Origin of the sequence: Streptomyces sp. NPDC059010, from assembly GCF_042740355.1 — a bacterium.
Lineage (GTDB): Bacteria > Actinomycetota > Actinomycetes > Streptomycetales > Streptomycetaceae > Streptomyces.
This window is the reverse complement of record NZ_JBHYJA010000010.1, coordinates 14,270-34,351: the sequence shown is the minus strand read 5'-3', so window position 1 is coordinate 34,351 and position 20,082 is coordinate 14,270. Positions and strand designations below refer to the sequence as shown.

Annotated in this window: 18 protein-coding genes and 3 pseudogenes; 8 read left to right on the top strand and 13 right to left on the bottom strand. The window is 66.5% G+C overall.

The annotated features are described in order from the left end of the window. The first annotated feature begins 57 nt into the window (after positions 1–57). Complete coding sequence (locus ACFWYS_RS12430) at positions 58–1,092, top strand: Ku protein (RefSeq protein ID WP_384766366.1); 1,035 nt, start codon at positions 58–60, stop codon at positions 1,090–1,092. Positions 1,093–1,209: 117 nt separating this feature from the next. Here ACFWYS_RS12430 and ACFWYS_RS12425 read toward each other — a convergent pair. Beyond that, a pseudogene (locus tag ACFWYS_RS12425) lies at positions 1,210–2,475 on the bottom strand (beta-ketoacyl-[acyl-carrier-protein] synthase family protein); the annotation flags it as partial. A 75-nt stretch (positions 2,476–2,550) separates the two neighbouring features. After that, positions 2,551–3,300 (bottom strand): thioesterase II family protein, encoded by a 750-nt coding sequence (locus ACFWYS_RS12420; protein ID WP_384766363.1) that lies wholly within the window; start codon positions 3,298–3,300, stop codon positions 2,551–2,553. 113 nt (positions 3,301–3,413) lie between these two features. On the opposite strand from ACFWYS_RS12420, the gene ACFWYS_RS12415 reads away from it, so the two are divergent. Beyond that, complete coding sequence (locus ACFWYS_RS12415; protein WP_384766360.1) at positions 3,414–4,232, top strand: SAM-dependent methyltransferase; 819 nt, start codon at positions 3,414–3,416, stop codon at positions 4,230–4,232. A gap of 6 nt (positions 4,233–4,238) precedes the next feature. Here the strand turns inward: ACFWYS_RS12415 and ACFWYS_RS12410 are convergent, their stop codons facing one another. Further along, positions 4,239–5,159: a helix-turn-helix domain-containing protein gene (locus tag ACFWYS_RS12410; RefSeq protein WP_384766358.1), complete on the bottom strand. Its 921-nt coding sequence runs from the start codon at positions 5,157–5,159 to the stop codon at positions 4,239–4,241. Between the two features lie 181 nt (positions 5,160–5,340). Further along, a complete protein-coding gene (locus ACFWYS_RS12405; RefSeq protein ID WP_384766355.1) occupies positions 5,341–5,571 on the bottom strand; it encodes a DUF397 domain-containing protein in 231 nt (76 codons plus the stop codon). Between the two features lie 197 nt (positions 5,572–5,768). On the opposite strand from ACFWYS_RS12405, the gene ACFWYS_RS12400 reads away from it, so the two are divergent. The 3 genes from ACFWYS_RS12400 (at position 5,769) to ACFWYS_RS12390 (ending at position 7,121) form a co-directional block, all read left to right on the top strand. Then, positions 5,769–6,332, top strand: a complete 564-nt coding sequence (locus tag ACFWYS_RS12400) for an ATP-binding protein (RefSeq protein ID WP_384766352.1) — start codon at positions 5,769–5,771, stop codon at positions 6,330–6,332. A 196-nt stretch (positions 6,333–6,528) separates the two neighbouring features. Continuing rightward, positions 6,529–6,879: a hypothetical protein gene (locus ACFWYS_RS12395; protein WP_384766820.1), complete on the top strand. Its 351-nt coding sequence runs from the start codon at positions 6,529–6,531 to the stop codon at positions 6,877–6,879. A gap of 101 nt (positions 6,880–6,980) precedes the next feature. Beyond that, positions 6,981–7,121: a hypothetical protein gene (locus ACFWYS_RS12390; RefSeq protein ID WP_384766349.1), complete on the top strand. Its 141-nt coding sequence runs from the start codon at positions 6,981–6,983 to the stop codon at positions 7,119–7,121. Positions 7,122–7,154: 33 nt separating this feature from the next. Here the strand turns inward: ACFWYS_RS12390 and dmpG are convergent, their stop codons facing one another. From dmpG to ACFWYS_RS12375, 3 genes are read right to left on the bottom strand one after another with little or no spacing between them, the layout of a single operon-like run. Next, on the bottom strand, positions 7,155–8,174 hold the full coding sequence (dmpG, locus tag ACFWYS_RS12385; protein ID WP_384766347.1) for a 4-hydroxy-2-oxovalerate aldolase: 1,020 nt from the start codon (positions 8,172–8,174) through the stop codon (positions 7,155–7,157). Then, positions 8,171–9,106 (bottom strand): acetaldehyde dehydrogenase (acetylating), encoded by a 936-nt coding sequence (locus ACFWYS_RS12380; RefSeq protein WP_384766344.1) that lies wholly within the window; start codon positions 9,104–9,106, stop codon positions 8,171–8,173. The genes dmpG and ACFWYS_RS12380 overlap by 4 nt, the downstream gene beginning before the upstream one ends. Then, on the bottom strand, positions 9,103–9,963 hold the full coding sequence (locus ACFWYS_RS12375; protein WP_384766341.1) for a 2-keto-4-pentenoate hydratase: 861 nt from the start codon (positions 9,961–9,963) through the stop codon (positions 9,103–9,105). The genes ACFWYS_RS12380 and ACFWYS_RS12375 overlap by 4 nt, the downstream gene beginning before the upstream one ends. Before the next feature lie 140 nt (positions 9,964–10,103). Between ACFWYS_RS12375 and ACFWYS_RS12370 the strand changes: the two genes are divergently transcribed. Continuing rightward, positions 10,104–10,829 carry an IclR family transcriptional regulator gene (locus ACFWYS_RS12370; RefSeq protein ID WP_384766817.1) on the top strand — a complete coding sequence of 242 codons (726 nt, stop codon included), beginning with the start codon at positions 10,104–10,106 and terminating at the stop codon, positions 10,827–10,829. 139 nt (positions 10,830–10,968) lie between these two features. On the opposite strand, the gene ACFWYS_RS12365 is transcribed toward ACFWYS_RS12370, so the two are convergent. The 5 genes and pseudogenes from ACFWYS_RS12365 to ACFWYS_RS12345 form a co-directional block, all read right to left on the bottom strand. Continuing rightward, on the bottom strand, positions 10,969–11,502 hold the full coding sequence (locus ACFWYS_RS12365; protein ID WP_384766339.1) for a hypothetical protein: 534 nt from the start codon (positions 11,500–11,502) through the stop codon (positions 10,969–10,971). A gap of 16 nt (positions 11,503–11,518) precedes the next feature. Continuing rightward, positions 11,519–11,584 (bottom strand): annotated as a pseudogene (locus ACFWYS_RS12360) (hypothetical protein); the annotation flags it as partial. A gap of 734 nt (positions 11,585–12,318) precedes the next feature. Beyond that, positions 12,319–12,852: a YcxB family protein gene (locus ACFWYS_RS12355; protein WP_384766337.1), complete on the bottom strand. Its 534-nt coding sequence runs from the start codon at positions 12,850–12,852 to the stop codon at positions 12,319–12,321. 66 nt (positions 12,853–12,918) lie between these two features. Further along, a complete protein-coding gene (locus ACFWYS_RS12350; protein WP_384766335.1) occupies positions 12,919–13,335 on the bottom strand; it encodes a hypothetical protein in 417 nt (138 codons plus the stop codon). A 231-nt stretch (positions 13,336–13,566) separates the two neighbouring features. Further along, positions 13,567–14,055, bottom strand: a complete 489-nt coding sequence (locus tag ACFWYS_RS12345; RefSeq protein WP_384766334.1) for a helix-turn-helix domain-containing protein — start codon at positions 14,053–14,055, stop codon at positions 13,567–13,569. 329 nt (positions 14,056–14,384) lie between these two features. On the opposite strand from ACFWYS_RS12345, the pseudogene ACFWYS_RS12340 reads away from it, so the two are divergent. Both ACFWYS_RS12340 and ACFWYS_RS12335 read left to right on the top strand, forming a co-directional pair. Next, positions 14,385–14,684: pseudogene (locus ACFWYS_RS12340) on the top strand (site-specific integrase); the annotation flags it as partial. Between the two features lie 611 nt (positions 14,685–15,295). Further along, the gene (locus tag ACFWYS_RS12335) at positions 15,296–17,551 is read left to right on the top strand and encodes a restriction endonuclease (RefSeq protein ID WP_384766331.1); all 2,256 of its coding nucleotides are present in this window, start codon (positions 15,296–15,298) and stop codon (positions 17,549–17,551) included. Between the two features lie 157 nt (positions 17,552–17,708). Here ACFWYS_RS12335 and ACFWYS_RS12330 read toward each other — a convergent pair whose 3' ends face one another. Further along, positions 17,709–19,910 carry a P-loop NTPase fold protein gene (locus tag ACFWYS_RS12330; protein ID WP_384766329.1) on the bottom strand — a complete coding sequence of 734 codons (2,202 nt, stop codon included), beginning with the start codon at positions 19,908–19,910 and terminating at the stop codon, positions 17,709–17,711. Positions 19,911–20,082 lie beyond the last annotated feature (172 nt).

Sequence of the window (20,082 nt, the reverse complement as noted above, 5' to 3'; positions counted from 1 at the left end):
AGAAATCGTGGTGAATGTCCGGACAGGGCGAGTGAACCGACCGAAAGGGTGCTGCACGTGCGATCCATATGGAACGGCGCCATCTCGTTCGGGCTGGTCAGCATCCCGATCAAGGTGGTGAACGCGACCGAGAGCCACTCGATCTCCTTCCGCCAGATCCATACGGAGGACGGCGGGCGTATCCGCTACCGCAAAGTCTGCGAGCTGGACGACCGTGAGGTCACCCAGTCGGAGATCGGCAAGGGGTACGAGGACGCCGACGGCACGATCATCCCGATCACCGACGAGGACCTCGCCCACCTGCCGCTTCCGACCGCGAAGACGATCGAGATCGTGGCCTTCGTGCCGGCCGACCGGATCGACCCGCTGCACATGGACAGCGCCTACTACCTCGCGGTGAGCGGGGCGCCGGCCGCGAAGCCGTACACCCTGTTGCGGGAGGCGCTGAAGCGCAGCCAGAAGGTGGCGATCGCCAAGTTCGCCCTGCGCGGCCGTGAGCGGCTGGGCATGCTGCGGGTGGTCGGCGACGCCATCGCCATGCACGGCCTGCTGTGGCCGGACGAGGTCCGGGCGCCCGAGGGCGTCGCGCCGGACACCGAGGTCACGATCAACGACAAGGAACTGGACCTCGCGGACGCCCTGATGGACACCCTCGGCGAGATCGACCTTGAGGAACTGCACGACGAGTACCAGGAGGCCCTGGAGGAGGTCGTCGCCGCGAAGGCCGCCGGTGAGGCTCCGCCGCAGGCCCCCGAACCGGCCGCGGGCGGCAAGGTCCTCGATCTGATGGCGGCCCTGGAGAGCAGCGTACGGGCGGCCAAGGAGTCGCGCGGTGAGGCGCCGGCCGAGGAGAAGGGGCAGGTCAGGAGCCTGTCGCAGCGTAAGACGGCGCGGGCGGCCCCTAAGCAGGCCACGGGCAAGAAGTCGACGGCGACGAAGAAGACGGCCGCGAAGAAGACGGCGTCCTCGGCCAAGAAGTCGACCTCGAAGACGGCCCAGGGGGCGAAGAAGACGGCGGCGAAGAGCACGACCAAGAGCACCGCGAAGAAGAGCACGGGCAAGAAGACGGCGTCCCGTAAGCGCACGGCTTGATCGGCACGGTGGGCGCCTGAGCGTCTGCCCGGGGCCGTCGTCGTGCGAGTGCGGGTGGTGTGTGGTTGTTCGCGCAGTTCCCCGCGCCCCTGGGGGCGTCGTCGTGCTGTCCGGTGATCAGCGACGGCGTCGTAGTGCCAGTACCGCGTTGTGGCCGCCGAAACCGAACGAGTTGCTCAGGAGCAGGTCGCCGTCCTCCGGCAGGGCCCGGGGCGCTCCTCTCACCACATCCAGGTCGATCGCGTCGTCGACCTCCCCGCATCCCACGGTCGGCGGCACCAGTGCGTGATGCAGGGTCAGTACGGCCGCCACGGCCTCGACCCCGCCCGCGGCGCCCTGCAGATGCCCCAGGTGGCCCTTGAGCGCGGTGACCGGGACGGACCGTCGGCCGAGTACCGCGCGCAGCGCGCCCGCCTCCGCGAGGTCGCCCTCGATCGTGGCCGTGGCATGGGCGTTCACATGGACGACGTCCTCGACCCGGCCACCGGCGTCCCGCAGGGCCCGTCGCAGGGCGAGGGCGACACCGCTGCCGGTCGGGTCGGGTGCCGCCATGTGGTGGGCGTCGGCGGAGAGCCCCCAGCCCGCGGCCTCGCAGTAGACGCGCGCCCCGCGGGCCCGGGCGTGCTCCTCGGCCTCCAGTACGAGGATCCCGGCACCCTCGCCGTTGACGAACCCCGCCCGGTCCTTGGCGAACGGACGGGAGGGCGAACCGTCCGAGGCCGGGTCCCCGTCGGCCAGCGCCCGCATCGCCGCGAAGGACGCCATGATCGCCGGCGTGACGACCGCTTCGGCGCCGCCCGCGAGCGCGACGTCGACGCGCCCGTACCGTATGCGGTCGATCGCCTGCCCTATGGCCTCCGTCCCCGACGCGCACGCGCTCGTCACGGTCCGGGCCTCGCCCGTGATGTGCAGATCGAGGGAGACCTGCGAGGCGGCCTGTGAGGGCACGGTCATCGGCGTGGTGAGCGGCGACACGGCCCGCGGCCCCTTCTCCCGCAGCCTCCGGTCCCCGCCCACCAGCACGGACGCGTCACCGAGAATGGCCCCGAGGCTCACCCCCACCCGCTCCGGGTCGACCCCGCTCTCCCGCGTACCGCCCGCCAGGAACCCGGCGTCGGCCCACGCCTCCCGCGCGGCCAGCACCCCCAGCTGCGCGGCCCGGTTCATCCGCCGGGCCACCTGCCGGGGCAGCAGCCCGGCGGGATCCACCGGTACGACCCCCGCAACCCGTACGGGCAGCCCCTCGAACTCCGCCCCCGCCAGCTCCCGGATCCCGTGCCGCCCGTCGAGCAGCCCCCGCCACAACTCCCCGACCCCGACACCCAGCGGTGTGACCGCCCCGAGCCCGGTGACGACCACCCTGCGGGGTGCGGCTGCGGCGGCCTCGCTCATCTCGGCGCTCCCCTCTGGATGTTGAAAGGGAAACATGCCCGGATTCGCGCCGCCCTGCACGTCGTCTCATGACAACTGTTCGGTGATGACGCCCAGCAACTCCGCCTTTCGCGGGGTGAGATAGAAGTGGCCGCCCTCGAAGACCCGGATGTCCGGCTCCTGTGTCGTGACGTCCGACCAGGACGTGAGCTCCTCGACCGCGCAGCCGGGATCGCGGTCGCCCCCGCATACCGTGACCGGGGTCCGCAGCCGGTGCAGGCGGGCCGGGCGGTAGGCGGCCAGCAGGCCGAAGTCCGCGCGCAGCGCCGGCATGATGAAGGGCCGCAGCTCGGGCTCCTCGTAGACGGCGGCGCCCGCGGGGTCCAGCAGGCGGACGCGGTCGAGGATCTCGCTGTCCGTCGGGGCCGGCCGGGGCGGCTCCTCCTGCGGGACGCGGGGCCTCGCTCTGCCCGACACGAACAGCCGGGTGAGGGCGAGACCGGGGACCTCCTCAAGGCGGCGGGCCACCTCGTACGCCACCGACGCACCCATGCTGTGGCCGAACAGGGCCAGCGGCCGGTCGTCGGCCCGCTCGTGCAGCAGGACCTTGGTGACCGTGTCCGCCAGTTCGTCCATGGTGGTCGGGCACGGGTCGGCAAGACGGTCCTGGCGGCCCGGGTACTGCACCGCCATGACCTCGATCTCCGGCGGGGTCAGAGCCGCCCAGTCGTGGAAGTGGCCCGCCGCTCCGCCCGCGTGCGGGAAGCACACCAGCCGGATCCTCGCGCCGGGCGCCCTCACACCCCTGAGCCATCGGGTTCGTATGTCCGTACTCATGTCCTCAGTGTGATCCATGGTCGGCCGTTGGGCTGGCCCGACCAACTGCCGTCTCTCTAGGATGTGTTGTCGGCGAGGTGATCTCCTCGGCCGGCCCTGCCCCTGGGGGAACGATGGAACCTGGAAAGCAGCTGTCCACGTCGATCGATGCCACGGTCCCGACAGCCGCGCGCATGTACGACTACTACCTCGGCGGCAAGGACAACTACGCCTCCGACCGCGCCGCCTGTGAACAGTTGGACAAGGTCGTCCCCAGCACCCGCGCCCTCGCGCTGAACAACCGGCGCTTCCTGCAGCGGGTGGTCCGGACGCTGGCCGAGGATCACGGCATCCGGCAGTTCCTCGACCACGGCTCCGGCCTGCCCACCCAGAACAACGTCCACCAGGTCGCCCAGTCCGTCGACCCGTCCTCGCGCGTGGTCTACGTCGACAACGACCCGATGGTCCTGGTCCACGGCCGCGCCCTGCTGGACCAGAACGACAACACCGCCGTCATCCACGCCGACATGCGCGAGACCGAGGGCATCTTCTCCCACCCCGACACCAAGCGCCTGATCGACTTCTCGCAGCCGGTGGCCGTGCTGTTCAACTCGGTGTTCCACTGCATCCCCGACAGCGAGACCGACGGCCCCCTCGCCGTGGCCCGCCGGGTGCGCGAACGGCTCGCGCCCGGCAGTTGCATGGTGATGTGCCAGCTGGTCAGCGAGGACCCCGAGGTCCGCAAGTTCGTCACCGACTTCATGGACCAGGCGACCCAGGGGCACTGGGGCCGGGTGCGTCAGGAGAGGGACGTCGAGGAGTTCTTCGAAGGGCTGGAGGTCCTCGAACCCGGCCTGGTGGAGGTCTCCACCTGGCGTCCGGACACCGAGGTGGCGCCCCGCCAGCTCACCCAGGAGTGGATCGAGTTCGGCGGCGTGGGACGACTCCCGTAGGAAGGCTCAGACCGACGGGGCGTACCGGGCCTTCGTCTCGCGCAGCCGCTCCAGTGACTCGCGCGGGTTGAGGGCCTCGTCGCCCAGCCGGTCCAGGGCGATGCGGTACTCCTCCGTCTCGTCCTGGTCCTCCAGGAACGCGGCGCTCTTTATGTGCTCCAGATAGACGATGTCGGGCAGGTCGACGCCGCCGAAGCGCAGATACGTGACGGGGATGGCGGGCGCCGAGGCGTTGGTGACGTCCAGGGGAACGATCTGCACCGTCACATGGGGGAGCCGGGCCATCTCCTCCAGATACTCCAGCTGCTCGCGCATCACCTCGCGGCTGCCCAGCACCCGCAGCAGCACCGACTCGTCGACGATCGCCCACAGCCGGGGCGCGTCCGCACGCTGCAGCAGCTCCCGGCGGCGCATCCGCAGCTCCACCCGCCGGTGCACCTCACGGGCCGGCGCCGTCGGCAGCCCGCGCTCCACCACGGCCTGCGTGTAGGCCCGGGTCTGCAGCAGACCGGGGACGTACTGGAGCTCGAAGGTACGGATGGCCGTCGCGGCCTCCTGCAGCCCGACCAGCCGGTCGAACCACTCCGGCATCAGCCGCTTGTCGTACCGCTGCCACCATCCGGGCTCACCGGCACGCCGCAGCAACTGCAGCAGCACCGACGCCTCGTAGTCGTCGGTCCCGTACTGCTCCAGCAGTGCGCGCACATCGGTTTCCGTGGGCGGCCGACGGCCCTTGCCCGCCTCGATGCGCGACAGCTTCGCCGGGCTGAACCCCACGGCACGCGCCGCCTGGTCCTGGGAGAGGCCGACGTCCTCGCGGATACCCGCCAGCTGCACGCCGACCAGCATCTTCAGCAGGGTCGGCGCGGGCTCGGTGCGGGTCAGATACGGTTCGAGGCGGGAGATGCGAGGTGACTCGGCGGACATCCTGACTCCCCGTAGACCGGCATAAGACAGACCGCATTATCGCATCCCGCCGCCTCCTGTCGCCGGAACCGGGAGGAACCGAGAGAAGTGGGAGTATCAACTTCCGTTTCCCGGTCGGCTTTTGGCCCCGGTCCCGCCAGGTGGCCCTCACGCACAGGTGGCTGTCACGCACAGATGGCCGTCACGCCAGGTGGTCGAACTCCCCCTCCTTGGCGCCCGCGAGGAACGCGGCGATCTCGGCGGGGGTGTAGACGAGGGCTGGCCCGTCGGGGTGGCGGGAGTTGCGCATCGCGATGCTGCCGTCGTCCAGGGAGGCCACCTCGACGCAGTTGCCCTCGGCATTGCTGTGCCGGCTCTTGATCCAGCGGACGCCCAACGAGCTTGCCCGTACGCCGTTCGGTGCTGTTGGCACTGCACTCTCCTTGCTCACGTTCCGCCACGGGTGCGTCCCGTCGCCCCGGTGGGCCCGGACCGCACCACGTGCTCAGCGTGGCACCGCTCGCGCAATTTCCCGTGAAATTGCACGGGGGAGCCTTCGGCGTGGATAATAGCCCTTGGCGTCAACTGCTGCGCAGCCGCCTCGTCCTGACCGTGTATCAGGGAGACGTTGTGTCCTTACCTGCGTACGAAGGGCTTCGACTGCCCGGCAGCGCCACGTCCCCCGCGGGGTTGACCGTGCCGCCGGAGGAGCGCCCCGGGACTTCGGGTGGGCGCCGTCTCGCCAGGTCACAGCCCCCGAGCACCCCGCCCCGCTCGGTCGCCCTGCGCCTCGCCGGCGCCGAACAGGACTGCGGCCGGGCCCGCGACTTCGTCCGTCGCACCCTGAGCGACTGGTCGCTGGACCACTGCAGCGCCGACGCCCTCATGGTGGTCACCGAGCTGGCCGCCAACGCCGTACTGCACGGCGTACCGCACTCCGTGCCCCGCCCCGCCGGGCACGGCGAGGCCGAGATCTGGCTGAGGCTGAGCCTCCGCCGCCCCGCCCATCTCGTCTGCGCCGTCACCGACCCGTGCGACAGCCCGCCCGTGTACCCGCACGCGAGCGACCCGCTCGACGAGCACGGCCGCGGTCTGCGCATCATCGACGCCCTGTCCGAGCACTGGGGCTGGACCCGGCGGCAGCCCCTGGGCAAGACGGTCTGGGCGATGCTCCCGACCGGCCGGCAGGTCTGATCCGCTGAACCGCCGGGCCCGAACCGTCGGGCCCGAACCCGAATAGGCCGTCATATTTGGGATGTCTGCGACGGCGGTGTAACACGGTTCCGATTGCATGGCGCAGAAACAGGCAGAAGCGGGTCGCCCGGCAATGGCCAGAACTCGGCTCTGCGGGGTGGCTCATCGGCCAGCAACGCGTCAGATCGGATTTCTCGTGAACACCGACCCGGTTTCCGGATACCAGACGTACGACCAGCCCTCGGAACATGACCGCGCCCGTCGCAATCAGGCCACCGCACGGAAGGTGGCCCTGACGATCTGCACGATCGCCGACGTCGCAGCAGGTGTGCTCGCTCTGTGGATCGTCCTCTTCCTGCTCGACGCGAACCAGGGGAACGCGTTCGTGGAGCTTGTGCGCGGAACGGCCGACTGGCTCGCGGGATGGGCACGAGACATTTTCACGATGGACACAGAGGGGTTGCGGGTTCTCCTTAATTACGGTCTTCCCGCCGTGTTGTATTTGTTGCTCGGGCATGGAATTGCCGCCCGACTCAACAGGGCCTGATGGCATTAACCAGTGGAAGGATCGGCAAAGTGACGCGTAGTCCCGCCGAAAACGATCACCTGCCGATTTATGAAGACTTGGTGCGTGAACGCGGAGACGTCGTGGCCGAAGCGCAAATGGCGGCCGCGCACACCCAGAACCAGGCGACGGAGCTGCTGACCGGTGGGGAGGTGAACCCCTGGGGCGCACCCACGGGGCACCCTCCTCATCAGGCTCTGCCCGCTCATCCGGACTTCGGGTAGGGATTGCGCCGAGGCCGAGGCCGCGGAGGCGGATCAGGCCGCGCTCCGCGCCCGGGCGACCAGGTCCAGCGCGATGTCGGTGATCATGTCCTCCTGGCCGCCGACCATGCCCCGGCGGCCGACCTCGACCAGGATGGAGCGGGTGTCCAGTCCGTGGCGGGCGGCGGCCGACTCGGCGTGGCGCAGGAAGCTGGAGTACACGCCCGCGTAGCCGAGGCTGAGGGTCTCGCGGTCCACCCGTACCTCGCGGTCCTGCAGCGGGCGTACGAGATCGTCGGCGGCGTCCATCAGCGGGAACAGGTCGCAGCCGTGCTCCCAGCCCATCAGGTCGGCGACCGCGATGAACGCCTCCAGGGGGCAGTTGCCCGCGCCCGCGCCCTGGCCCGCGAGCGAGGCGTCGACCCGGACCACGCCGCTCTCCACGGCGACCACGCTGTTGGCCACGCCCAGCCCGAGGTTGTGGTGGGCGTGGATGCCCAGCTCCGTAACCGGGTCGAGGACGTCGCGGTAGGCGCGGCAGCGGTCGCGGACACCGTCCATGGTGAGGCGGCCGCCGGAGTCGGTGACGTAGACGCAACCAGCGCCGTAGGACTCCATCAGCTTGGCCTGGCGGGCCAGTTCCGCGGGCTCGGCCATGTGGGACATCATCAGGAACCCGGCGACGTCCATGCCCAGCTCGCGGGCGGCGGCGATGTGCTGGGCGGCGATGTCGGCCTCGGTGCAGTGCGTGGCGATCCGGACGCTGCGGATGCCGAGGGCGTGTGCCTGCCGCAGATCGTGCAGGGTGCCGATGCCGGGCAGCAGCAAGGTGGTGGGGACCGCGTGCCGCGCGGCGTCCACCACGGCCTCGATCCATTCCCAGTCGGTGTGCGCGCCGACGCCGTAATTGATGCTGGAGCCGGCCAGACCGTCGCCGTGCGCGATCTCGATGGCGGCCACACCGGCGGCGTCCAGGGCGGCGGCGATCGCGCGGGCCTGGTCGACGGTGTAGCGGTGCCGGACGGCGTGCATGCCGTCCCGCAGGGTGACGTCCTGGACGTAGAGCGTGCTCACTTGGCTGCCTCCGAGCCACGGTGGGCGGCCATGCGTTCCGCGGTGCGCAGCGCGGCCGAGGTCATGATGTCGAGGTTTCCGGCATAGGCCGGGAGGTAGTGGGCGGCGCCCTCCACCTCCAGGAACACGGACACCTTCAGGGCGTCCGACACGTCGGGGGCGAGGCTGCGCAGGGGGTCGTCGGCCCGCACGCGGTCGAACTGGACCTTCTGCTTCAGCCGGTAGCCCGGCACATACGCCTGGACACGGCCGACCATCTCCTCGACCGACGCGGTGACCGCCTCGGTGGCGCAGTCGGAGACCAGGCAGTGCACGGTGTCCCGCATGATCAGCGGGGGTTCGGCCGGGTTGAGGACGATGATCGCCTTGCCGCGGGCGGCGCCGCCGACCTGCTCGATGGCCGAGGAGGTGGTCTCGGTGAACTCGTCGATGTTCGCGCGGGTGCCGGGCCCGGCGGAGCGGGAGGCGATCGAGGCGACGATCTCGCCGTAGTGGACCGGGGTGACGGCGCCCACCGCGGCGACGATCGGGATCGTGGCCTGGCCGCCGCAGGTGACCATGTTGACGTTCGGGGCGTCGGGATGGGCGTCCCCGTTGACCGGCGGGACGACGTACGGGCCGACGGCGGCCGGGGTGAGGTCGACGAGGGTACGGCCGAGCGGGCGCAGCACCTCGTCGTGGTGGCGGTGGGCACCGGCCGAGGTCGCGTCGAAGACGATCCCGACGTCGGCGAACTCGTCCAGCTTCACCAGCCCCTCGACGCCCTCGTGGGTCGTGGCGACCTTCAGCCGGCGGGCCCGGGCGAGACCGTCGGAGTCCGGGTCGATGCCGGCCAGGGCGGCGATCTCCAGGGTCTCCGAGAGACGCAGGACCTTGATCATGAGGTCGGTGCCGATGTTGCCGGAGCCGATGATGGCGACCTTGGTGCTCATCGCTGAGCTCCTTCCGGGACCTCCGGAGAAGCTTCCGGGGAGAACGAGACGCGTACCGGGCCGAGTTCGGAGATATGGGCCTCGAACACATCACCCGGGGTCACGGGGGCCATCGGCCCCAGCGCGCCGGTCAGCACCAGGTCGCCCGCGCGCAGCGGGTCGCCGCGCTCGGCGAGGGCCGAGGCGAGCCACACGGCCGCGTTGAGGGGACTGCCGAGACAGGCGGCGCCGTCGCCCTCGGAGGCCGTCTCGCCGTTGCGGCTCATGGTCATCGTCACGGCGCGCAGATCGACCCGGGTGAGCGGTACGGGGGTGCCGCCGAGGACGTACAGACCGCAGGAGGCGTTGTCGGCGACCGTGTCCACGAGGGCGATGTCCCAGCCCGCGATGCGGCTGTCCACGATCTCCAGGGCGGGCAGCGCGAAGTCGACGGCGCGCAGCAGGTCGACGACCGTGCACTCGCGGTGCGGCAGGTCGCGGCCGAGCACGAGCGCGACCTCGGCCTCCACCTTGGGCTGGAGCAGCCGCCCGGCGGGCACCGCGCCACCGTCCGGCACCGCCATGTCGGCGAACAGTGCGCCGAAGTCGGGCCGGTCCACGCCGAGTTGGCGCTGCACGGCCGGCGAGGTCAGACCGATCTTGCGGCCGACGATGTGGCGCCCGGCATCCAGTCCACGCCGGACGTTCAGCTGCTGCACGGCGTACGCGGTCTCCAGGTCGCAGCCGCCGTCGAACAGATCGCGCACCGGCGGACAGGCGACGCCGGTGCGGGCCGCCTCCGCCAGCACATCGGCGGCCTTGACCACGGCCGGTGGAACGCCGTCCGGGTGGGCGGCGCTGTCGGGCTCGGTCGACACGGGGGCCTCCAGAGAGGGAGCGAGGGGCAGGTGGGGCGGGGACCGCCCGGTGCGGTGCGGCCCCGCGACACCCGGTATAGACGCCGGGTCCGTCATGCGCCAATGTTTGTTCCGTGACGCGGAACAATGTGAGTGGCGGCATGCTCGACAAGGCCACGCTCATCCTGGAGGCCTTCAGTCCGAGCGGCGGACCGTTCCGTCTGTCGGAACTGTCGGACCGCACCGGCCTGCCCAAGCCGACGGTGCACCGGCTGGCGGCGGACCTCGTACGGCTGGGCTGGCTGGAGCGCTCGGGCCCGCGGTACCGGCTGGGCGCGAAACTCTTCGAGCTCGGCTCGCTCGTCCCGCACCGGCTGGATCTGCGCGAGACGGCGCTGCCGTTCCTGCAGGACCTGTTCGAGGCCACCCGCGAGACCGTCCACCTCGGCGTCCGCGAGGGCATGGAGGTGGTCTACCTCGAACGCATCCATGGCCACGAGGCCCTGCAGCTGCCCTCCCGGATCGGCGGCAGCCTGCCGCTGAGCTGCACCGGCGTGGGCAAGGCCCTGCTCGCCTTCTCCGGCCCCGAGCTGACCGAGGAACTGCTGTCCCGGCCGCTGCCCAGCCTCACGCCGTACTCGATCACCGACCCGGCACGCCTGCGCATGGCCCTGGAGAAGATCCAGGTCTCCGGCCTGGCCTACGAGGAGCAGGAGGCCGCGCCGGGCGTCGCCTGTATCGCGGCCCCCGTGTTCGCGGGCGGCGGCACCACGGTCGCCGCCCTCTCGGTGGCCGTCCCCCGCACCCGCTTCAGCCCGGCCCAACTCGCCCCCGCGGTACGGACGGCGGCACTGGGCCTGTCGCGGGTGCTGCGCGCGGGGACCTGAGCCCGGGGACCTGAGCCCGGCACCGGCCGCCGGAGCCTCAGCCGGTGCCGGCGGGCCGCTGGGGCGACCCCGAGGACATCGCCGGCGCCGACCGTCCACCTCGCGGGCGACGCCGCGCGCCCGGTCATCGGTCTCGCGTTCAGGCGGGTGTCAGGGCGAGCACGGTGTTGTGGCCTCCGAAGCCGAGGGAGTGGCTGAGGGCGAGTCCGAGACGTTGGCCGCGAGTGGCTCCTACGACGATGTCGATGCCCGCCGTGGAGTCGTCGGGTGCGCCGAAGTTGGCGGTGGGCGGGATGGTGCCGCGGGTGATCGTCAGGACGGTGAGGGCCGCCTCGATGGCTCCGGCCGCGCCCATGGTGTGCCCGAGGGCTCCCTTGGCCGAGGTGACGGGCGGATGTCGGGCGGCGAACAGGGCGCGGACGACCGCGGCTTCCGTCCTGTCGTTGAGCGCCGTGCTCGTGCCGTGGGCGTTGATGTGGTCGACGTCGTCGGCGCAGGCTCCCGCATCGGTGAGGGCCGCTTCGATCGCCGCGCGCAGTCCGGCCCCGTCGGGACGCGGTGCGGTGGTGGGCGTCGCTGGTGCTGCCGTGGCCGGCGAGCAGGGCGAGGGGTTCGGCGCCCCGTGCTTCGGCGTGGCGTCGGCGTTCGAGGACCAGCAGGGCGCTGCCCTCACCGAGGACGAATCCGTCACGCTCCCTGTCGAAGGGGCGTGAGGCCCGGCCGGGATCGTGGTTGCGCAGGGAGAGCGCCCTCATCTTGGCGAAGGCGGCGGCGCACAGCGGTGTGACCATGGCGTCGGGTGCCGCCCGCGAACCCGTCCGGGGTCCCAGTCCCGCCCGGCCAGCCCGGCCGAGACCAGGGCCTCCTCGGCCGCGAGGAGCAGGAACCGGGTACCCCGTGCCGTCTGATCGGGCACGCGGGGGGCACACGTGGCCGTCTCACGCGCTCCCAAGCCCGGGAGCGTTCTTCCCACACTGGGCCTACTCAGCGCTCACGCGGTCGGCGGAGTCTCACGAGCCCAGTCGAAAGGCATCGGCGCGCCCTGGGGAATCACCCAAGGGTGGGGATAGCGAGCCCGACAACCGGTGCAGCGCGCGGCGAACGGACCGACCTGGGGGTTCGTGAGAACGCTGTAGTGGCTGGAGGGCTGAGCCGGGAGCATGTGCCCGTTTGCCGTCGTCTCCAAGCCGGGCCACTCCGGCGAGCATCGACACGGGCGCTCTACTGCGAACGGGCCGCCATCGGGAGTCTTGGCCGTGTTCTTGAAGAGCTTGGCGAAGTTCTCTCGTATCGACACGGCGGTGGCCTCCCCTTCAGCGGGCCCGAGTTTCGGGCCCGCAGACAGTAACCGAGGTCGGCGGAGCGACTTTGGCCAGGAGCTGCTTCCCCGCCCTTCGGGCACGTCGCGGGCACGCCTTGATGAGCTTGGCACGAGCGCGGTGACCGTGAGCCCGGACTGGCAGCCTTGCAGTATGGCGATGCCCTTGGATCAGACCCGGGCGGCGTTCCGGTCGAGGATGGCCCGCAAGCGGTCGACATCCGGCGGTATCGCGGCGCCGCGCTTGGGGAGGACGACAATGCCGACGCTGTGCTTGTCGGGTGTCATGAGTACGAAGAGCGTGTCAGTCTCCGCGTACCGGGTGATCATCGGCCACCGGAACGTCGTCTCGCTGTCTTGCGAGGTCAGCCGCACCCCGGCTTCGCCCACGACAGCCCGGAATTCCCCCTGCGGGGCGACCATCCGGTGTACCTGCCGTGCCTGCAGGGCGGGTACCAGCACGTGCAGACTGATGAGCAAGGCCAGCGCCGCTAGGCAGAGCACCGTCAACCCGAGGTGGGGCCCCTTCGGCAACGTGAGGGTCACGAGAAGAGCGCCCAGCACGACGATCGCGCCGGCGAGGATAATCCCGCTCTGCAGCCGCCCCGCCGGTGTGGCCCGCGTCCGCGTGCGGAGTGCCCCCGTTGCGTCCGCGGTCGTCGGCACGTAGGCCAACTCCACGGTGCTCCTTTCCTGCACGGTCACTCCCCAGATCGTCGGGCTGCCGAGCCGCGATCGTAGCGGGGCCCGCCGACAGTTGGGGCCCCAGGGCTATGCCTTGTCGAGCTGGCCTGCTCCGTTGCGGGGGAGTGATGGATCGGGGGCTACTGGCGGGATCATCGACAGGGCGTCCTCGATCAGGCTGTGTGCGCTGAGCGCGCGGGCCACTTCGAGGCTGTGCCGTGTCCGGCGCTCGATCGGCAGACGACTGGTATCGATCTGCGGTCCGAGATCAGCAGCCACCTGCATGTCTCCCAGCTCCGCCGACGTGGCAACCCGGTGAATGGCGACGTTCGTCGGCCCGAACGCGGTCCACATGTGGTTGGCGTCCCGACCGAGCTGCTGCGCTGCATGATCCGCCTCCGCGAGGAACGCGCGAGTAGTCGAGCGGTCATCGGCACGTGCGGCCGCCATCGAACCCGCGAGGAAGAGCGTCACGTAGATCGACAGGAAACTCTGGGCCGGCATTCCTGAGGCCTGGGCGGAGGTAGTCGGCTGCGTCGCTGACGAGTTGGACGGCGGCATCAAAACGACCGTTGGACAAGAGGCAGTGCGCCACAGACCGGAAGAGTGATCCGGTGACCGCCATGTTGTCGGACTGCTGAGCCGCGCCCAACCCTCGGTCTGCTGCGATCCATGCGAGGTCTGTCTCGCCGACCTTGGTCAACACCATGGCGGCGCCCTGGTACGGCATCGCGATCAGCTCGTGCGCATGCTCACGATCCCGCCCGTCGTACGCCTGGACACCAATGAGCGCGTCGGCAAGCACGAGGGGCAGACGCCGGGTGGCGAACCCGTACCGCGAGTCTTGGTAGGCATCCCAGACTTCGGCGACGGTGTCCTCAGCTCGTCGAGCGGCGTCGGCTCGCCCTCGACGGTCACTCCGAGAAGCGGCGCAAGTTGGCGGTAGTTCATCAGCGCCGACCGAAGCGCCGGCACTGTCCGGGTACCGCTGTGAGCAGTCCAGCCCATCAGCGTGGGCTCGGCGAGCAGATCACCAAGGGCCACGTCCAGCGCATCGGCCAGAGACTTGATCACCGACAGCCGGTCCAACTCCAGCCGGTTGTTCTCAGCCTTGCCCAACCAGTCGACCGTACGGCCGACGAGGCCGGCCAAGACGTCTTGGGACATGCCGCGTCGGCGGCGGTACCAAGCGACTCGCTCACCGATCGTCAGGTTCGTCGTCATTCCTCGCATGGGAAGAGCGTCCCCCTGTCTCTTCGCGAGACCCGGAAAATTCTTCCGGGTTGGTGAGCCGGATCGGTCCTAGCGTTGCTGACCACCCGAGGAGCTGCGAAACCGAGACTGCAACGAGGTGGCCGCGATGGCGCTGACCCGAGTGGAACGGCTGGAACTGATCAACCAGATAAAGGAGCTTGGCGACGAGATGGCGGAACTGGCACGCCGCTCCGATGAGTTGGTCACCGCACTTGACCCTGCTGTCGTACGAGGTCCTCAAGCTGATCCATCCGTTCCGCGAGACGGCGAACGTCCCGGCGGACCTCCGACAGATACTCTTGTTCACCAACGAGCGCGGGGGAGTGGTTGGCTCGTCGACGTACTTCCGGGTCTGGCAGGAGGCTCGCGCACTGGCGCTCCCGCCGGCCTCCTTGGCCTCCCCGCTCGCCGCCCGGCCGTACGACCTTCGGCACTCGGCCCTGTCGACGTGGCTCAATTCCGGGGTCGACGCGACCGAGGTAGCCGAGCGTGCGGGCAACTGCGTTGAGGTCCTGCTGAGTCGCTACGCCAAGTGCATCGACGGTCGGCAGGAGATCGCCAACCGCAAGATCGAAGAGCTGCTGCGCGAGTACGAGTGATCCCAAACGCGCCGCGCTAGGCTTCAGCCCCCTGGATTCGACCGGGGGCCTTCGTCGTTCTTGGGGCTGACCAGGGACGATGCCTCAAGATCGTGTCCACGAATAGTCCACGGACGCCGACATAGGGCCGCTCAGAGTGGCATACGGCTGCATATACGCGAAGACCCCGCACTCAGCGAACACGCTGGTGGCGGGGTCTTTAGGCACCTCATACAGGGTGCCCCCGGCAGGATTCGAACCTGCGCACACGGCTCCGGAGGGCATACCCATACTTGGGGCGAAGCAAGTCCTGACCTGGGAGTTTCTCGGCGTCAGTAGACATCCGCGACTGACCTCTATCGCATACCGTGCACGCCGCTTGGGCGTGAGGCGGCGCCCATGGTGGTGGCAGCCCGTGGCCCAACGGGTCCCATGCTGTCTCCGGGAAGCGGCGCGAAGCGCTCATCCGTGCAAGCGAGTGGACCTGAAGAGGCGATGGCCTACATCCTGGCAGACGGTGCTAGCCGTAGCGGTTGGGGTACTGGGGACCTCCGCCGCTTCCCGCCCGCCGCTTGATCGTTGCCACTAGTGTTGCTGGTTGGAGAGCCAGGCATATCGACAGGTGGGGGACCGTGGACTCCTTCGATCTTCATAAACTGACAGATTTTGATTTCGAGACTCTATGTAAAGACATACTCGAAGAGATGCTTGATGTCAGACTGGAGATCTTCTCCCAGGGGCCAGACATGGGCATTGACCTGCGTCACACCTCGGCTGATGGATCGACTACTGTTATCCAGTGCAAGCATTGGATTAAGAGCGATCGCTCCACCTTCATTCGCAGAATGAAGAGAGATGAACTTCCGAAGGTTGCAAAGCTGGGCCCCGATCGCTACATCATTGCCGCAAGTGTCCCGATGAGCCCTCAGGCGAAAGAAATACTTAAGGCCGATTTTGCGCCGCACATCAAGACCCCGTCCGACATCTTGGGACTTGAGGACATCACCGCATTTCTTGCTGGCAGGCCTCACATTGTAAGGCGCCACATCAGGTTGTGGCTCAATGATGTGACTGTGCTTGAGTCGGCGCTGTCGCGTAACGTGCTCTGGAGATCTGAGCATTTCGTCGAAGAGATTCAGGAGACGCTTAGAACGTATGTGCCGAACCCTAGTTTTCGTCAAGCTCTGGGCGTGCTTGAAGACTCGCATGTCTGCGTAATTTCAGGGCTTCCCGGAGTCGGAAAAACGACCCTAGCGCGTGTCCTAGCGGCAAACTATGCGGATCAGGGTTACGAGCTGATTCACATTTCCGGGGACATAGAGGATGCGTACAGGATGTGGTCCAGAGGGGCTCGTCAACTCTTCATCTATGACGACTTCCTGGGGCAGAGTGTCCTGGATGATAAGCTGAATAAAAACGAGGATCAGCGTTTGATCTCAATCATGAAGAGAGTCAAGGGTGATTCACGTAAACGTCTAATCTGTACCACCCGCGGATATATCTTGGAGCAGGCTCGGCAGCGATACGAGCGACTGCATAATGAGGATTTTTCACCGATCACCTTCACAGTGCAAGTCGAGCAATATGATCGCGAAGTTCGGGCGGCGATTCTGTACAATCACCTTTTCTGGTCGGATTGGCCCGCCGAGATAAAGGCTATGTTTGCCAGTCCTGACAGCTATGGGCCAATCATCGATCACGTCCATTTCAATCCCCGTATCATAGCGGCCACGCTGTCGGCAGATTTCGACAGCAGTCTGGGGCATCCTGCTGCGCAGCTCGTTGATAACCTGAGCGATCCAGCGCTTGTGTGGCGGCATATTTATGAGCTGCAATTGTCACAGTGGGAACGTGACCTGCTTACCACGTTTTTCTCCATGCAGACCGGGCGGCTTCCCAATCTTGAGCAGGTTCTACTTGCTCGTCCAGGTTGGACGCGGTCGCAAGTCAGGAGAAGTCTCCAGGTCTTGGACGGCACTTTTCTCAGCGTACGCCAAGAGTCTGTTCCGGTGGTGGACTTTCACAATGCGTCAGCGTCGGAATTTGTCGCGGGGGAGCTGTTCAGTCACCCGTCAGAACTACGGAAGGTACTTTCTGTTCCGCATGCTTTTGAGCAGATAGAGAAGCTGTGGTTCCATTTTGCAGCAAAGGGGTCTGAGGGCGGCGATTTTTGGCAACATGGGAATCCATACTCCAATATCTTGGTGAGTGCGGTAATGGAGTCCCTTGCCTCGCCCAAGGAGCCGTATAAGAGTAAACCCAGCTCGTCGGTGGTACTCCCCTCTCTGGAACTGGCTGAGTATTCGAGGGATCGCAAGCTGATCAGGCGCGTGGTCGAACTCTTGTCCACCCAGGGGACTGTTTATGGGATTCGTCGCTTCGAAGACATACTTAACGTGATCAGGTCCGTCCGGGATTCTCGGATTCCGGAGATTCGTGCTTGCTATAACGAGATTCGGCTAGAGGGTCTGAGTGCTGTCCTGAACCGCGAAAAAGGTCGCTCTGCCCCAGTGAAGGCCGCCCTCTACGTGCAGGAGTTGACAGACCTTATCGACGAGTCACTACGGGAAAGGATCTCCAATGCGGCCGTTGAAGTAGCTTCGCGCATTCTTGACGATTATGAGTGGGGATGGGGTGATGTTGATTTTGTCGATGTTGAGGCGGCATTGCAGTTCGCGGACTTGCGCTCTCCTCGTGAAAGCATATGGGTGGGCTGGGAAGAATTGATGGCGTCGCTTGACGTTGGGGCATGGCGAGGTATAGGGGCAGGTGATTCGGAGCCCGATTACGAAGAATGGGAGGAGTATGACGATGATGACTATAAGGGAGATCGAGCGTATGAGCTTATGCAGTCTCTCGCGTCACTAGACGAGGTTAGTGAGGAATGACTCTGATGGGCACCGCTTGCGGCTCGTTACCCGCCGTGTGAGGTCTGCCTTCACGGGCGCGGGAAGCCGTAGAACCCTCCCGCCGGTAGGCGGTTGCCGCTATTAGGATCCGAGCCGGCCCCAGCCACAGTCCAGGGCCGGTGCATGCTGGCCGAGGTCAGCCAGTGAGGTCCTGCGCTTCTGCCTCACCTTCGTCGGGCTGGTTCGCAGCTTCTCGCCGCCGATGACGGGCAAAGCTCAGGGCCGCAAGCGCCACCGCTCGCCGATTCTCAGGCGTGTCAGGGAGCCCTTCCATGAGCACATCTGTTGATGCGTCATCAATTTCCAATGAGAGATGATCGAAGACATAGTCGAGTCCCAATGTTGCTTCGACAGTTTGATCTTCAAGCCCCATCAGTACCGTTCCGGGGCGGGCGCTAGTAGTGCCGCGATTAACGAGTCTGTCGACCACTTCGATAAGTGGCCAGGTGCCCGATTCGGCCTGCCCTCTGAGGAATTCGGTAGCCGCACCTGAATCGATCTCTGCCCATGCGTGAACTGAGCTGAAGACACTCTGATCTATAGAGGTAATGTCCCTACTTTTGGCATGCTCGAACTTCTCTGAAATGATCCGCCTGATATCTTCTGTCAGGCGCCTGGCAACCTCTTCTTTTCCTGATCGATTTGCCCTCGCCCTCGCTCGACCCAGCCCGCGAACGGCCATGCAGTAGCCGCCGTCAGACTGGGTAATTACATCCAGATTCTCTTGGAGTGGCTCTGGTTTCCCCTCAATGAAGAGGTCCGCCACGAATCCCTCGACGGATATCCTTGAGAAGGTGCTGAGAAATCCAATGTCATTTGGAATTGCGAGGTACTTCTCGGCCATTAGAAGCAATATCTTTAGGTTTCCCCCTGCTCCAAGGTCGCCGTAGTTGCGAACCTTTCTTACGATTCGCTCGGGATCCTTTTCCAGTGCTGCCAGCAACAAGGGGATCCGATCGGATTCCTCGCCCAGTGAGATGTTGTCCAATGCTGCCTCAACCACTGAGTCGGGAATGTCGTCCGCCGGGACGCCGAAGAAGAAGTAGCGTGAGAAGTAGTCCGTATGTCCGACGCCTTTACGTTTGGCTACATCCAGCAGCCAATCTCTGCCGTACTCCATTCCTTCCTGGGCTGACTTCAGCGGAAGGAACAGCTTTGCGAGGATTGCCAGCACCCCGTTTTCGTGTTCTTGCGCAACCCCCCAGGGCTTCATGTACGTGCGCCACCTGGCCAGCCTGTCCGCGGGGCTCTCGTTACGCAGACCGATCGTACGAGTGCCTGCGGTCATCGTGAGTTCTTCTCGATGTTCTTGTAGCTCGTAGTAGACCCGGGGTTCGTGCGTTCGCAGGAAGGTCAGCGCTAGGAAGTCAATGAAGTTTACCTCATCGGCCACTGTGACATAGCTTGAATCCACCTGAGCGAAAAACCGGCGGATCGCGCGCGGTGTCGTCAAGCGAGCAGAAAGAGCTTCTCCCCAGAGTGAGGCAATCGCGGTGAGAGACGCTTCCGGGAGTGAGATTGCATTGTTCTCAAGCACGGCGTTCAAAGAAGAGTTCACCAAATGTGCTCTTTGCGCGTCTCCGAGCGCTGGCATGTCTAACCTCACTTGGACCATCTTCTCAAGGTATGACCGTGCACGCTCTTGATCTGCAAAGGCCAGATCGGTTCTGCATAGAACGTCCATCAATGTCTGTTCGTCATATGACAGCAGGTAGTAAACGTTGGGTAGGCGACCTAGGAGTCGAATCATCTTGAAAACTTCGAGCAGCTCGTCGGGAGTTAGTCTGTCGAGGTCATCCATCATTACGAGAATGGAAACACTGCACTCCTTCAATGCTTCCTCGACTTTTCCCTTCTTTGTGGCTGCACTCGTGTCCCCAGCTACCTTCTCGGCAAGCTTCTCGAAAGCAGAGCTCGCATCTACGCGGGCGATACCGCCTAGTTTTCCAAGTGGTGCTGCATTTTGGATCCAGCTACCGATTGACTCTCGCGCCTCGCTCCAGCGTTCACCACCCGGCAGACACGCCCTGAGCTCGGAATAGAAGCCCACGTACATGGACAAGGAGTCGCTATGGATCCAGGGATTAAATTCCGCTACTCGCCACTCGGGTGATTCTTCGTCCTCGGCAACACTCAGCTCATCGATTGAGTCCTTCACCATTTCCAGAATCGATGACTTCCCTGAGCCCCACGGGCCGATCAACGCAATGACGCTAGATTCTGACTGTGCGCGCACGCGGTTGATAACCCGGATCATGTGCTCGCTGAATCTCTTGCGATCCAGCTCATCTCCGGCAGCGTTTACGGGGTCATCGCCGAGCAGGTGTCGAGAGTCCATGCCCTCAATGCTAGTGAGAGATGGGCGCCTTGGGTCCGGAAAGTCGTTTAGCACCTTTTAACCCATGCGTCACGCTTCAATGTCTGTAGGTCAGGGAATCGGCCGCTTCCGGAAGGATCCGTGCGTGGGAAACTTGTCCCAGACGGTACGCAGAGGTGAAGGGGGGCCCGGT